12 protein-coding genes and 1 tRNA gene are annotated in these 13,348 nt (G+C 70.5%); 7 read left to right on the top strand and 6 right to left on the bottom strand.

The window, feature by feature from the left end; all coding sequences use genetic code 11:
* Nucleotides 1–322 precede the first annotated feature (322 nt).
* From ispD to L3078_RS20965, 5 genes are all read left to right on the top strand, one after another.
* Nucleotides 323–1,087, top strand: a complete 765-nt coding sequence (gene ispD, locus L3078_RS20985; RefSeq protein ID WP_239755514.1) for a 2-C-methyl-D-erythritol 4-phosphate cytidylyltransferase — start codon at nucleotides 323–325, stop codon at nucleotides 1,085–1,087.
* Nucleotides 1,077–1,607, top strand: coding sequence for a 2-C-methyl-D-erythritol 2,4-cyclodiphosphate synthase (gene ispF, locus L3078_RS20980; RefSeq protein WP_239755513.1), 531 nt, complete (start codon nucleotides 1,077–1,079; stop codon nucleotides 1,605–1,607). The genes ispD and ispF overlap by 11 nt, the downstream gene beginning before the upstream one ends.
* A gap of 242 nt (nucleotides 1,608–1,849) precedes the next feature.
* Entirely contained in the window at nucleotides 1,850–3,253 is a 1,404-nt protein-coding gene (cysS, locus tag L3078_RS20975) for a cysteine--tRNA ligase (protein WP_239755512.1), read from the top strand.
* Nucleotides 3,254–3,375: 122 nt separating this feature from the next.
* Nucleotides 3,376–4,314 carry a 23S rRNA (guanosine(2251)-2'-O)-methyltransferase RlmB gene (gene rlmB, locus L3078_RS20970; protein ID WP_239755511.1) on the top strand — a complete coding sequence of 313 codons (939 nt, stop codon included), beginning with the start codon at nucleotides 3,376–3,378 and terminating at the stop codon, nucleotides 4,312–4,314.
* A 310-nt stretch (nucleotides 4,315–4,624) separates the two neighbouring features.
* The gene (locus L3078_RS20965) at nucleotides 4,625–6,373 is read left to right on the top strand and encodes a DoxX family protein (protein ID WP_239760401.1); all 1,749 of its coding nucleotides are present in this window, start codon (nucleotides 4,625–4,627) and stop codon (nucleotides 6,371–6,373) included.
* Between the two features lie 175 nt (nucleotides 6,374–6,548).
* On the opposite strand, the gene L3078_RS20960 is transcribed toward L3078_RS20965, so the two are convergent.
* The 4 genes from L3078_RS20960 to L3078_RS20945 all read right to left on the bottom strand — a co-directional run bounded on the left by L3078_RS20960 (nucleotide 6,549) and on the right by L3078_RS20945 (nucleotide 11,009).
* Nucleotides 6,549–7,280, bottom strand: coding sequence for a nucleotidyltransferase family protein (locus L3078_RS20960; RefSeq protein WP_239755510.1), 732 nt, complete (start codon nucleotides 7,278–7,280; stop codon nucleotides 6,549–6,551).
* Nucleotides 7,281–7,384: 104 nt separating this feature from the next.
* Nucleotides 7,385–7,849 (bottom strand): hypothetical protein, encoded by a 465-nt coding sequence (locus L3078_RS20955; RefSeq protein WP_239755509.1) that lies wholly within the window; start codon nucleotides 7,847–7,849, stop codon nucleotides 7,385–7,387.
* Between the two features lie 240 nt (nucleotides 7,850–8,089).
* A complete protein-coding gene (locus L3078_RS20950; RefSeq protein WP_239755507.1) occupies nucleotides 8,090–9,226 on the bottom strand; it encodes an ABC transporter ATP-binding protein in 1,137 nt (378 codons plus the stop codon).
* 373 nt (nucleotides 9,227–9,599) lie between these two features.
* Nucleotides 9,600–11,009 (bottom strand): RNA-guided endonuclease InsQ/TnpB family protein, encoded by a 1,410-nt coding sequence (locus tag L3078_RS20945; RefSeq protein WP_239760400.1) that lies wholly within the window; start codon nucleotides 11,007–11,009, stop codon nucleotides 9,600–9,602.
* Between the two features lie 182 nt (nucleotides 11,010–11,191).
* Between L3078_RS20945 and L3078_RS20940 the strand changes: the two genes are divergently transcribed.
* Nucleotides 11,192–11,265 (top strand) — tRNA-Thr (locus L3078_RS20940).
* A 117-nt stretch (nucleotides 11,266–11,382) separates the two neighbouring features.
* Here L3078_RS20940 and L3078_RS20935 read toward each other — a convergent pair.
* Complete coding sequence (locus tag L3078_RS20935) at nucleotides 11,383–11,622, bottom strand: hypothetical protein (protein ID WP_239755505.1); 240 nt, start codon at nucleotides 11,620–11,622, stop codon at nucleotides 11,383–11,385.
* A 252-nt stretch (nucleotides 11,623–11,874) separates the two neighbouring features.
* Between L3078_RS20935 and L3078_RS20930 the strand changes: the two genes are divergently transcribed.
* A complete protein-coding gene (locus L3078_RS20930) occupies nucleotides 11,875–12,438 on the top strand; it encodes an AMIN-like domain-containing (lipo)protein (RefSeq protein ID WP_239755503.1) in 564 nt (187 codons plus the stop codon).
* 21 nt (nucleotides 12,439–12,459) lie between these two features.
* On the opposite strand, the gene L3078_RS20925 is transcribed toward L3078_RS20930, so the two are convergent.
* Nucleotides 12,460–13,338, bottom strand: a complete 879-nt coding sequence (locus L3078_RS20925) for an aminoglycoside phosphotransferase family protein (protein WP_239755501.1) — start codon at nucleotides 13,336–13,338, stop codon at nucleotides 12,460–12,462.
* Nucleotides 13,339–13,348 lie beyond the last annotated feature (10 nt).

Raw genomic sequence — 13,348 nt, 5'->3', positions numbered from 1 at the left:
TTGTGGCAGGCAGCCAGCCCGCTCAGCCGTTCAGTGCAGCAGCACAGCACATCGAAATGCCGCGGTGCCCGATGACGTAAGTGTTGTCGCCGGGCGCTGCGGCATGTTCGTACCCGGATGCCGTACGCCTCGATGGGGTCCCTGATACTTGGCGATACTTGGCGTGCCCCGGTGCTCATGAGTACGCGGTACTCGTACTTGGCGTGCCGGGCCCGGGCAGCTGGCTCGACCAGATGTCACGGAAGGGTCCGGTCAAGGTGTCGCGCCCGGCACGCTGTGGCCATACCCACGTAGGCCGAGCACACAAACCTGACAGGAACCGATGTCTGACGAATCGCGCCCTTCCCCCTCCGGAACCGGTACGGCGACCCGTACGGCGGCCGTGATCCCGGCCGCCGGCCGGGGCGTACGCCTCGGTCCGGGCGCCCCCAAGGCGCTACGCGCGCTGAACGGCACCCCGATGCTGATCCACGCGGTGCGGGCCATGGCCGCGTCCCGTGCCGTGTCCCTGGTGATCGTGGCCGCGCCGCCCGACGGCGCCCCCGAGGTCAAGAGCCTCCTCGACGCGCACGCGCTGCCCGAGCGCACGGACTTCCTCGTCGTACCCGGCGGTGAGTCGCGCCAGGAGTCGGTGAAACTCGGGCTCGACGCGCTGCCGCCCGGCTTCGACATCGTCCTCGTCCACGACGCGGCCCGTCCCCTGGTGCCCGTCGACACGGTGGACGCCGTCATCGAGGCCGTACGGGACGGGGCGCCGGCCGTGGTGCCCGCGCTGCCGCTCGCCGACACCGTCAAGGAGGTCGAGCCGGCGGACGCGCCCGGGACGCCGGAGCCGGTCGTCGCCACGCCGGAGCGGGCGCGGCTGCGCGCCGTGCAGACGCCGCAGGGGTTCGACCGGGAGACGCTGGTGCGGGCGCACGAGACGGTCACCGGGGAGGTGACCGACGACGCGAGCATGGTGGAGCGGCTCGGGCTCGGCGTCGTGGTCGTGCCGGGGCACGAGGAGGCGTTCAAGGTGACCAGGCCGCTGGACCTGGTGCTCGCGGAGGCGGTTCTGGCGCGCAGGAGGCTGAACGATGGGTTCTGAGACGGCGCCCGGGTCGCTGCCGGGTTCGCTGCCGGGTTCCGTGGTGTTGCCGCAGGTCGGGATCGGTACCGACATCCACGCCTTCGAGGAGGGGCGGGAGCTGTGGTGCGCCGGGCTGAAGTGGGAGGGGGAGGGGCCGGGGCTCGCCGGGCACTCCGACGCGGACGTCGTGGCGCACGCCGCGTGCAACGCGCTCTTCTCCGCGGCCGGGATGGGGGACCTCGGGCAGCACTTCGGGACGGGGCGGCCGGAGTGGGCCGGCGCGTCGGGGGTGACGCTGCTGGCGGAGGCCGCGCGGATCGTGCGGGCCGGCGGGTTCGTCATCGGGAACGTGGCGGTGCAGGTGGTGGGGGGCCGGCCGAAGATCGGGAAGCGGCGGGACGAGGCGCAGAAGGTGCTGTCCGAGGTGGTGGGGGCGCCGGTGTCGGTGTCCGGAGCCACGACGGATGGGCTGGGGTTTCCCGGGCGGGGTGAGGGGCTGATGGCCGTCGCCACGGCGTTGGTCGCTCGCGTGGGGTGACCTCGGGGGGTCGCCCCGGCCGCCCCTACCCGTCCCGTCCTCCAGGGGCTGTGCCCCTTCGACCCCCCTTCGGCGCGTTGCCGGGCGCGGGGCGGTGGGGCTTCTCGCGCAGTTCCCCGCGCCCCTTGCGGGGCGCGGGTTCGGGGCGGGGTTCGGGGCGCGGGTCTTCCCTAACGTCACGAAACCGTGGTGCTTGGGGTGATCGGGGCGGGGCACCGGTCATGGGCTACTACTCTTGAGGCGTGACTATTCGCCTGTACGACACCAGCGCCCGGCAGATCCGTGACTTCGCCCCGCTCACGCCGGGTTGTGTCTCGATCTACCTGTGTGGCGCCACGGTGCAGGCGGCCCCGCACATCGGGCACATCCGGTCGGGGCTCAACTTCGACATCATGCGCCGGTGGTTCGAGTACCGCGGGTACGACGTGACGTTCGTCCGGAACGTCACGGACATCGACGACAAGATCATCGCGAAGTCGGCCGACCAGGGCCGCCCGTGGTGGTCGATCGGCTACGAGAACGAGCGCGCGTTCAACGACGGTTACGGCGTGCTCGGTTGCCTGCCGCCGACCTACGAGCCGCGTGCCACCGGGCACGTGACCGAGATGGTCGAGATGATGCGCGGGCTGATCGAGCGCGGGCACGCCTACGAGGCCGACGGGAACGTCTACTTCGACGTGCGGTCCTTCCCGGGGTACCTGCAGCTGTCCAACCAGGAGCTGGACAACCTGCTCCAGCCCTCCGGCGAGGGTGAGACCGGCAAGCGCGACCCGCGGGACTTCGCCATGTGGAAGTCGGCGAAGCCGGGGGAGCCGACCTGGGAGACGCCCTGGGGCCGGGGGCGGCCGGGCTGGCACCTGGAGTGCTCGGCGATGGCGCACAAGTACCTGGGCAGCGCCTTCGACATCCACGGCGGCGGCCTCGACCTGATCTTCCCGCACCACGAGAACGAGATCGCGCAGGCCAAGGCCTTCGGCGACGACTTCGCCACGTACTGGGTGCACAACGCCTGGGTCACCATGAGCGGCGAGAAGATGTCCAAGTCGCTGGGGAACAGCGTCCTCGTCTCCGAGATGGTCAAGCACTGGCGGCCCATCGTCCTGCGGTACTACCTGGGCACCCCGCACTACCGGTCGATGATCGAGTACAGCGAGGACGCCCTGCGCGAGGCCGAGTCGGCGTTCGCCCGGATCGAGGGGTTCGTGCAGCGGGTCGTCGAGAAGGCCGGCGGGATCGTCGAACCCGCCGCCGAGGTGCCGCCTGCGTTCGCCGAGGCCATGGACGACGACCTCGGGGTGCCGCAGGCGCTCGCCGTCGTGCACACCACGGTCCGGCAGGGCAACAGCGCGCTGGCCGCCGACGACAAGGAAGAGGCGGTGGCACGGCTCGCCGAGGTGCGGGCCATGCTCGGGGTCCTGGGTCTCGACCCGCTGGACGCGCACTGGGCCGGTGACGGCGCCGACCGGGGCGAGGACCTCCACGGGGTCGTCGACACCCTCGTCGGACTGGTCCTCCAGCAGCGGGAGGCGGCGCGCGCCCGCAAGGACTGGGCCACCGCCGACGCCATCCGCGACCAGCTCAACCAGTCCGGACTGGTCATCGAGGACAGCCCGGACGGCCCCCGCTGGACGCTCGGCCCGCGCTGAGCCGGACGTCCGGTCGCTTGATCGATTGTGCCGCCCGGGCCTCCGGGCGGCACACTGCATTACGTACACACGACGACGTACGCCCGCGCGTACGCACACGCTTCTCAGGAGACGGGTAGGTCATGGCCGCTAACAACCGCCGCATGTCCGGCAAGAAGGGCGCGCAGGTCGGCAGTGGCGGCCAGCGGCGCAAGGGTCTCGAGGGCAAGGGCCCGACCCCGCCCGCCGAGATGCGCAAGAAGCACAAGGCGAACCGCATCGCCAACGCCAAGGCGCGGCAGGCCGCGCGCCGTCCCGTGGCGCGCCGCGGCGGCAAGGGCACGTCCGAGATGGTCGTCGGGCGCAACCCCGTAGTCGAGGCGCTGCGCGAGGGCGTGCCCGCCTCGACGCTCTACGTCCAGCAGTTCATCGACAACGACGAGCGGGTGCGCGAGGCGCTGCAGCTGGCGGCCGAGCGCGGCGGCATCAACCTCATGGAGGCGCCCCGCCCCGAGCTGGACCGCATGACCAACGGCCTCAACCACCAGGGGCTCGTGCTCCAGGTCCCGCCGTACGAGTACGCGCACCCCGAGGACCTGGTGGCCGCCGCGTACGACGAGGGCGAGGACCCGCTGATCGTCGCCCTCGACGGGGTGACCGACCCGCGCAACCTCGGCGCCGTCGTCCGGTCCGTCTCCGCGTTCGGCGGTCACGGTGTCGTCGTGCCCGAGCGGCGCGCGGCCGGCATGACCGCCGGTGCGTGGAAGACGTCCGCCGGTACGGCCGCCCGTACGCCCGTCGCGCGCGCCACCAACCTCACGCGCGCGCTGGAGGCCTACAAGAAGGCCGGTGTCGTCGTGGTCGGCCTCGCAGCCGACGGCGAGGCCGAGGTGGGCGAGCTGGAGGCCCTGGAGGGACCCGTCGTGATCGTGGTCGGCAGCGAGGGCAAGGGCCTGTCCCGCCTCGTCGGCGAGACGTGCGACTTCCGCGTGCGGATTCCGATGCCGGGTGGGGCGGAGTCGCTCAATGCGGGTGTGGCGGCGGGAGTTGTCTTGTACGAGGCGGCGCGTCGGCGGTCTTGATGGCGGTGGGGTCGGCAGGCGAAGCCCGCCGGTCGGAGGCCGGCGCAGCCGTCCGAAGCCGCGCAGCGTGCGAGGGCGGCAGGCAGGAGGGGGCGTGCGACTTCCGCGTGCGGATTCCGATGCCGGGTGGGGCGGAGTCGTTGAACGCCGGTGTGGCGGCGGGAGTTGTGCTCTACGAGGCGGCGCGCCGCAGGGCCTGAGAAGGGCCCTGACCGGGGGTTCCGGGCGTTCTGGATCACCTTGACGGGGTCCGGACAGATCGGGGCGGTCAAAGCAGTGTCCTAACGACACGTCACTCGGTTAGATGAGTGTGGACACCAGAACACCCCGCACACCCACGGGGGACCGTTCGTCGGGATTCGACTCGGGATTCGACGACGCTCCCGCGCTGAGCATGGTGAAGGTGCCGAGCGATCCGGCGCAGGTCATTGTCAACCACGCGAGCTTCCGCGTGCAGTTGGGCGCCTCCACGCGGGCGTCCCCGCGCATCGCACGGCACCTGAGCGCCACCGAGGACACCACGCGCATCCCCGTCGTGGGCACGGCGGGGCGCTCCGGCGCGCCCGCCGCCGGGCGCCGGCGCGCGCCGGTCGTCTGGAGCGGGAAGTCCGCGCCCGACGACACCGGGGCCCACCGGCTCCTCCAGGCGGTGCGCGGCGCAGGCGTCGGCCTCCCCGACCCGCTCGGCGACACGGGCTCGACCCAGGTCATCCCCCGCGTCGACGGCACGGGCGGCGGCTACGACACCGACGGCGGGCGCTACGGCTCCGAAAGCGGGCGGTACGGCGCCGACTTGACCGTCGAGACGGTCGAGACGCCCATCGTCGGCAGCCAGCGCACGCACGGCGACCACGCCGGCGACGGCACCCGGCTGCTCCCCACCATGCGCACGGTCGACAGCGCCTACGACGAACCCCGCTACGACCCGGCGGGCCACGGCCCCGGTCAAGGCGCCTACGGGGACGACGACTTCACGGACCCGTACGACGACCGGGCCGATGGCGACGAGGGGCGTGGCGGACGCCGGACCGGCAACGAGCCCGTCCGGCACGCCTATTACCCCGGCCGCCGGATGAACCTCGGCGTGGTGCTGCTGCCGCTGCGGGTCTTCCTCGGCTTCATCTCCATCTACGCCGGCATGGGCAAGCTCTGCGACCCGCACTACTTCGACGGCGGCAAGCGCGGCTCCATGGTGAAGTGGCTGAACACGCTGCACCCGTGGGAAGTCGCCGAGCCGCTGCGGCAGTTCGCCCTCGAACACCCGGTGGGCTCGGGGCTCGTCATCGCCTTCGCCCAGGTCATCGTCGGAGTGCTGACCGTCTTCGGACTGTGGCAGCGGGTCGCCGCCGGAGTAGGGGCGCTGCTGTCGGCCGCGCTGCTCGTCACCGTCAGCTGGAAGACCGTCCCCGTCTACGAGACGCCCGACATCATCTACCTCGCCGCCTGGTCCCCGCTGATCATCGCGGGCGCGCCGGTGTACTCCGTCGACGGACGGCTCGCGGGCGGCGCCTGGCGCACGCTCGGGCCGCGCGCCGACATCTGGGAGCTGCGCCGGTACGTACTGCGCCGGGGCGCGCTCGTCACCGCGATCGTCGTCGGGCTGACGTTGCTCGTGGGGTCCCTGCTCGGCGGTGCCGTGCGGGACGCCGACCGGATCGTCGTTCCCGGTCCGGGCGAGGCGCCACGCAACGAGCTGCCGGGGTCGCCGCTGCCGGGTGAGCCGAGCGCGCGGCGCGAGAACAGCCCGTCCGCGTCCGACACGCCGACCGCGGGCGCGACGTCGGCTTCGCCTTCGGAGGCGGCCACCACGCCGGGGGCCACGCGGTCCACCGGGTCGGTGACCGGGGGGCAGCCGAGCCAGACGCAGGGGGCGACGGCCGGGCAGGCGCCGCCGCCGCAGTCGGCGCCCGTGGAGCAGGCGCCGAGCACCACCGCGGGGCCGAGTTCCAGCGGGGGCGCTTCCAGCGGGGCGACCGGTGGGGCGACGTCCTCCGGGGGGTCCACCGGGGGGAGCTCCTCCGGTGGGCAGCCCGGGCTGGTCGGGGGGTTGCTCGGGTAGGTCGTACGGATGTGGTGATGGGCCCCGCGTGAGGTTTTGCGACGCGGGGCCCATTGGTGTGTGAGGAGGCGCCTGGGAGCTCGGGGCAGCGGGTTTCCTCGGCGGCTGCGGGTGCGTGGTGCTTCTCGCGCAGTTCCCCGCGCCCCTATGAGAGCCGTGACTTCGAAAGGCGCCCCTAGCGGTTCTGGGCCGCCAGTTCCTTCGCTGCCTCTGTCAGGTCCTTCGCTGTGTCGATGGCGCGCCAGTAGGCGCCCTGGGGGAGGGGGAAGCCCGCCAGACGGCGTTCTCGGGCGAGGCGGGGGAACGTGGTGCGTTCGTGGTCGCCGCGGGCCGGGAGGAGGTCGGTGAACTCCGGGGAGAACACGTAGACGCCGGCGTTGATCTCGTACGTGGTGGGCGGGGCCTCGATGAAGTCCGTGACGCGGCCGAAGCCGTCCGTCTTCACGGCGCCCCAGGGGATGCGCGGGCGGGCCAGGGCGAGGGTGGCGACGGCGTCGCGCTCGGTGTGGAAGTCCGCCATGTCGCGGAGCGAGAAACGGGTCCAGATGTCGCCGTTGGTGGCGTACCAGGGCCGGTCGGGGTGCGGCAGGTGGGCGGCGGCGTACTTGAGGCCCCCGCCTCGGCCCAGGGGCTCCGTCTCGACGACCGTGGTGACGCGGACCGGGAGGTCGGCGGAGTCCAGCCACTTCTGCAGGACGTCGGCGAGATGGCCGCAGGAGACGACCACGTCGGTCACGCCCTCCTCGGCGAGCCAGGCGAGCTGATGGCCGATGATCGGCGTGCCCGTACCGGGGATCTCGACCATGGGCTTGGGCCGGTCGTCGGTGTACGGACGCAGCCGGGAGCCCTGGCCACCGGCGAGGACCACGGCTTGAACGGGGCGCGACGCGGCGTTCGGATCGGTCATGACCCGAACTGTACGTGGCGCCCCGTTCGCGGGAGCACGGCCCTGTGATCGGCGCGGGAGGGGGTGTCACCGGGGTGGCGTGCCCCGGTGGGTCGCCGGGGTGGTCAGGCGAACTGGGCGGCCACTCCGGTCGCGTACGAGGTGTCGCAGACGGGGCGGGCGAAGCCCTGGGCCCGGGTGGGGCCGTAGGCGCGGACGGCGGCGCGGCCGAGGGCGCGCGCGATGGAGGTGCAGTGCTTGGCCAGCGACGGGCGCTCGTTCACCGCTTCCTGGAGGTGGGTGAGGGCGACTCCGGGGTCCTCGTCCTGGAGCTCCAGCAGGAGCTTGTCCTGGAGCACCTCGTGCGGGGCGCGGTGCTTGGTGCGCTCGGTGGAGTCCAGCTCGGCCACGTCCGAGGCGGCGAGGACCGATTGGTCGGGGTCCGTGGTGGTCCATTGGACCTTGGTGACCGCGAGGGTGCCGGAGAGGACGAGGACGACGGGCAGGACCAGGGCCAGGGAACGGCCGATCCGGCGGGCGGGACCGCGGCCGCGCCGCGTCCGTTGGGTGTAGGTGTGGGTGTGCTTCACGCGAGTGAGGGTAGCGCGGGGTAGTGATATGGCGACATTGGGTCACCGGTATGGGGGATGCGCGAGCGCCGTTCTTGAGGTGGCGGGTTGACGCACACTGGTCGAAATGAGCCGATTTGCCGGGGTAGTTGGCGACAAGGAAAAAGGCCCCGCAGAGGTTTGCGGGGCCTTCTTCGTCAACCTGGGTGATTTATCCCGGGCCGGTGGTTTCGCGAACGGTCGCGTCCACCGTGTCGGGGATCAGTCGGTGAGGCGCTCGCCCGTCGAGGTCGAGAACACGTGGGTCTCGCCCGGACGCGGGACGACGTGCAGCGTCGCGCCCTTCTCCGGGACCTGGCGGCCGTTGACGCGGACCACGAGGTCCTTGGTCTCGCCGCCGACCTCGGCGGTGCCGTAGACGTAACCGTCGGCGCCGAGCTCCTCGACGACGTTGACGGAGACGGCGAGGCCGGCCGGGGCGTCATCGGTGTCCTTCGACAGGGCGGAGGCGACGGCGCCGTCGTGCTCCACGATGTCGAAGTGCTCCGGGCGGACACCGACGGTGACCGTGGTGTCACCCTTGTCGGAGGCGGCCTTGAGGGCGTCACGGTTGACCGGGACGACGCTGTTGCCGAACTTCACACCGCCGTCGGTGATCGGGACCTCGACCAGGTTCATCGCCGGGGAGCCGATGAAGCCGGCGACGAAGAGGTTGGCCGGGCGGTCGTACATGTTGCGCGGGGTGTCGACCTGCTGGAGCAGACCGTCCTTGAGGACCGCCACGCGGTCGCCCATCGTCATGGCCTCGACCTGGTCGTGGGTGACGTAGACGGTGGTGATGCCGAGGCGGCGCTGCAGGGACGCGATCTGCGTACGGGTCGAGACACGGAGCTTGGCGTCGAGGTTCGACAGCGGCTCGTCCATGAGGAAGACCTGGGGCTCACGCACGATGGCGCGACCCATGGCGACACGCTGGCGCTGACCACCGGAGAGGGCCTTCGGCTTGCGGTCCAGGTACTCGGTGAGGTCGAGGATCTTCGCGGCCTCCTCGACCTTCTGCCGGATCTCCGCCTTGTTGACGCCGGCGATCTTCAGGGCGAAGCCCATGTTGTCGGCGACGGTCATGTGCGGGTAGAGCGCGTAGTTCTGGAACACCATGGCGATGTCCCGGTCCTTCGGCGGCAGGTGCGTGACGTCGCGGTCACCGATGCGGATGGCGCCGCCGTTGACGTCCTCGAGCCCCGCGAGCATGCGGAGCGAGGTGGACTTGCCGCAACCGGACGGGCCGACGAGGACGAGGAACTCGCCGTCCTCGATCTCGATGTCGAGACCGTCGACGGCGGGCTTCGTGGAACCCGGGTAGATCCGGGTCGCCTTGTCGAACGTAACTGTGGCCATGGGTCGTAGGCCCCCTTCACCGGCAGGAACGTGCCGGACGATCCGTTGTAAAGGTGGTGATCCACCACGGCCGGGCCATGGTGGTGTAGTCCACGGGAGTGGATTGGGTCAGGACGGTACCTCCCGTTCACCGGGTCTGTCAGTACCTGGACGCCTGTGAACTTCGCGGAAATTTTCGACGGGGGAGAGGTCGTCGTGGTGATTCTCGTCGGCGGAGGCAGAGCACCGCACTTTTGACCTTGCTTCGACGCTTCCTGCTTCTTCGCGCACTGCCACGCGTGCATCACCCCTGATGAGGGGAGCCCGAGCGGTCCTACGCACGCTCCACAGGCATCCCGGCCGACGGCCCGTCGGTCCGTGACGCAGCCGACCGCTAGCACGCGGTCGGTAGAGGCCCCTTCAGTTCCGAAGCTCTGATCACAGTCGGCGCCGTCGTGCCCGGGGGCAAGCCGGCGGTCACCTGCCTGTACAGGCGCATCCCTTCGACCCGGAGATTCGCGGCGGCATTCACGTCTCGATCATGGACGGCCCCGCAAGGGGAGCAGGTCCACTCCCGTACCGAAAGGTCTATCTTCGGCCCCTTCGAGCGGCACGCCGAGCACAGCCGAGTTGAAGGGAAGAATCGGTCGACGATCACCAGGGTGCGGCCGTACCACGCGCACTTGTAGTGCAGTTGCCGCAGCAGCTCACCCCACCCGGCGTCGAGGATGGCCTCGTTCAGCCTCGCTTTTCGCCGTCGGCCCTTGCCGAGGGCCGGACGCAGCAGGGTCACGATGGACAGGTCCTCCACGACGAGCACTTGGTTCTCGCGCACGAGGCGGGTCGTGAACTGGTCCAGCATGTCTTTGCGCATGTCAGAGATGAGTGTGTAGAGGCGGGCGATCCTCTGTCGGACCTTGTTCCGGTTGTTCGATCCCCTCACCTTGTTGTGCAGTTCGCGCTGGAGCCGTGCCAGCTTCTCCGCGTACCGCTTCAACAGCCGAGGTTGATCCAGTTTCGTTCCGTCGTCGAGCGTGACGAGTGACGCCAGCCCCAGGTCCAGTCCCACAGCCTTCGGCTCCTGGGTGTCCGGCAGGAAGGCGGCGGCCAGTGGCGCGATGCGCTCCTCGACGAGCGCTGCTACGAAGTACCGTCCGGCTTTGTCACGCGTGACCGACAAGCGGACCGGGACCACGCCGGCAGGCAGTGCCCGTGACCAGCGGATGCGCAGTGGCTCGGACTGTTTGGCAAGCGTGATCAGACCGGTCCCGGGCAGAGCCGGGTCCTCGACCCACTTGAAGCCCGTGCGCACGTAGATCGCGGACTCCCGCGACCTCCCCTTCTTCTTCCGCTCGGGACACCTGGTCTGGCCGTTCAGGAACCGGGTGAACGCCTGGTCGACGTGGCGCAGGGCCTGTTGGAGCACGGTCGATGACACGTCCTTGAGCCACGCAGTGTCCTCGACCCGCTTCCAGCCGGTCAGCGCACGGCAGGATTCAGCGAACCCGACCTTCACCCGATGCTGCTCCCAGGCCGCCGCCCGCAAGGCCAGACCCTCGTTGTAGACCCAGCGGCAGGCGCCGAAAGTCCTTCCCAACTGCTCGGCTTGCTCGATGGTCGGATAGAAGCGGAACCGGTAGACGCGGTGGTGTGTGTCGGCCTCTTTGGTGTGGCTCCTGAGCGGTGTCGCCTTGCGGGTGTGGTGCTTGCGGCGGCCGGCGATACCGAGGGCGTCGCGCTTGACGCGTTCGGCTTCCGTGCCGTTCACCGCCTGCAGTTTCGTCAACTCAGCAGGCCGCCTCATGTCGCCCACCCCTCCCCGACGATCCGATCTTCGGAACAGCACGTCAGGTCGATCAACGAACGAGTGAGCGGTCGGTTACACAAGGTTGCGGGCGATCAAGGTGCGGGCGAAACGTCATGGCTTCGGGAAAGGGCCTCTGTGTAGAGTGGAGCCGCTTTCGCGCGTGATGTTGTCTGCGCGATGCCCCCTTAGCTCAGTTGGCCAGAGCGCGTGACTTGTAATCTCGAGGTCGTCGGTTCGATTCCGACAGGGGGCTCTGCTTCGATCCCAGGTCAGATGCGCTCTGACCTGGGATTTTTCGTGTTTCCGAGCGGCTCCACGCATAGGCGGCTGAACCGGGATGCCTGCGCAGGCCCTCCGCGCGCGGCTGATGTCACTCCGGCTGAGGGCCCGGGCGGAAGGCTTGCGCGATGATCGCGTACTGGGCGGCGATCTCGAGTTGGCGGCCACTGCTTATCGCGGCCTCCGTGGTCTCCGCTCTGGCCAGGAATGCGCGCGAGCGCTGGAGGCAGTAGGCGCGCACTTCCTCGTCGCTGGCGTTCCCGAGGTTGAGCCCGTCCTGCGCTGGGGGTGTGGTGTACTCCGCTCGGTTCCAAGGCCGCTCTTTCGCCATGGTTTTCCCCTCCCGGTGCGTGCCGATAGTCGACCGCGTCGTGATCGGAATGGTGGCACGAGCCCGGGGGCAGGGGGACTGCGCGGTGTTGGATGACGGCTGTTGTGCGTGCCGACGGCCGGCCCGCACTGACTCTTTAAGTGGAGGCCGGGAATCCCTGGTTTGCCCCTTTCTGTCGTACAACCTTCCGGTGGGGCGGGGGGTCTTCTTCGGCGTCAGCGGTGTTGGGGTGGAGAGACGCAGGGGGATGGGATGCGGCGGATCGGAGCGGTTGCGGCGGTGCTCGTGTTGGCGGGGGCCGGGTTGGGGGCGGCCGCGGGGGTCGCGGGGGCGGTGGAGGGGGCGCGGGCTGCGGTTGCCTGTCCGACCGGGTGGGGGAGTGGGGCCAAGGGGGGTGCCGCTCAGGGGGCCGATCATCTGGTGGACGTCAGGGCCGGGCGGCACGAGTGCTATGACCGGATGGTGTTCGACGTGCCTGGTGGGGGCAGTTCGGTCGGGTATCACGTGCAGTACGTGGACCGGTTCCAGGCGGACCCGTCGGGTGAGTACATATCGGTGGCCGGTGGGGCGGTCCTTGATATCCGGATCGGTGCCTGGAGTTATGACCTGGAGGCCGGGGAGCCGACGTATCCCGGGACGTACGGGAAGGCCCTGCCCGGGGTGAACCTCAGTGGCTACAGCACCTTCCGGGACGCCAAGTTCGGCGGCACTTTCGAGGGGCAGAGTCAGGTCGGCCTCGGTGTCCGCGCCCGGTTGCCGTTCCGGGTGATCCAGCTGCCGGACCGTGTCGTGGTGGACGTCGCCCACACCTGGTGATCTTTTCCCGGTGGGGCTCGGTCAGCGCAGTCGGCGGCCGAGTTCCAGGTCGTCCGGGTCGAGGGAGCGGTTCTCCTCGATCTCCCAGAGGGCGTTCTGGAGGAGGCGGGCGAGGGTCCAGGCCCTCGCCCGTTCGCGGTTCAGGCCCAGGACGTCGGTCATCGCGTCGAAGCGCCAGCGGACCTCGGACGGGTCGAAGCGGTTGTTGAGGGCCGGCCAGAGGTCGAAGCCGGGGTCGCCCGCCAGGGGTTTGGGGTCGATGGCGAGCCAGGGGGACCGGTCGGCGCCGAGGACGTTGTCGAAGTGCAGGTCCCAGTGGAGGAGGCGGTCGCCGGGCTCGGTGACGACCTCGCGGAGTGCCGCCGCGCAGTCCGTCAGCAGGCGGCGGTCGGACGGGTCCGGGATGCGGGCCAGGACCGGTGGGGTGCGCTCCAACATGTTCGCCGCGATGTCGGAGAGGCGGCGCACGGTCGGTGGGGCCGGGGTGGCGGTGAGGTGGGCCAGGAGACGGGCGATGACCAGGATGGCCTTGTGGGTGTCCGGCTCGTGGCTGAGCATGCGGGCCGGGTCGAGGCGTTCGAGGAGCATGGTGCCCGTGTCGGGGTCGTGGTCCAGGAGCCGTACCGCCCCATCGCCGTTCCAGTGGCGCAGGGCCACCGGTTCGCCCTCGCTCTCGTCGTCGGGGATCTGGAGCTTGAGGACCGCCGGGGTGTCGTCGGCCGTACTCACCACCGGGACGACCAGGGCGCACATGCCGTGCATGGGGCGGCCGTCGAGGCGCAGGTTCCAGCGGTCCAGGAAGTCCGCGGTCAGGCGGGGGAGGTTCGCGACGAATCTGCGGCCCGCTTCTCCGTTGATCTCTGCCTGAGTCTCGGCCAGTTCCTCCGGAACATCGATCATGCGGGGGACA

The sequence above is a fragment of the Streptomyces deccanensis genome, assembly GCF_022385335.1.
Taxonomy (GTDB): domain Bacteria; phylum Actinomycetota; class Actinomycetes; order Streptomycetales; family Streptomycetaceae; genus Streptomyces; species Streptomyces deccanensis.
Note: the sequence above shows the minus strand (reverse complement) of the source record. Positions and strands in the feature narration are given on the sequence as shown.

Coding starts and splice junctions, on each gene's coding strand:
- ispD (WP_239755514.1), top strand. CDS start 323: ATGTCTGACGAATCGCGCCCTTCCCCCTCCGGAACCGGTACGGCGACC.
- ispF (WP_239755513.1), top strand. CDS start 1,077: ATGGGTTCTGAGACGGCGCCCGGGTCGCTGCCGGGTTCGCTGCCGGGT.
- rlmB (WP_239755511.1), top strand. CDS start 3,376: ATGGCCGCTAACAACCGCCGCATGTCCGGCAAGAAGGGCGCGCAGGTC.
- L3078_RS20960 (WP_239755510.1), bottom strand. CDS start 7,280: ATGACCGATCCGAACGCCGCGTCGCGCCCCGTTCAAGCCGTGGTCCTC.
- L3078_RS20950 (WP_239755507.1), bottom strand. CDS start 9,226: ATGGCCACAGTTACGTTCGACAAGGCGACCCGGATCTACCCGGGTTCC.
- L3078_RS20945 (WP_239760400.1), bottom strand. CDS start 11,009: ATGAGGCGGCCTGCTGAGTTGACGAAACTGCAGGCGGTGAACGGCACG.
- L3078_RS20935 (WP_239755505.1), bottom strand. CDS start 11,622: ATGGCGAAAGAGCGGCCTTGGAACCGAGCGGAGTACACCACACCCCCA.
- L3078_RS20930 (WP_239755503.1), top strand. CDS start 11,875: ATGCGGCGGATCGGAGCGGTTGCGGCGGTGCTCGTGTTGGCGGGGGCC.
- L3078_RS20925 (WP_239755501.1), bottom strand. CDS start 13,338: ATGATCGATGTTCCGGAGGAACTGGCCGAGACTCAGGCAGAGATCAAC.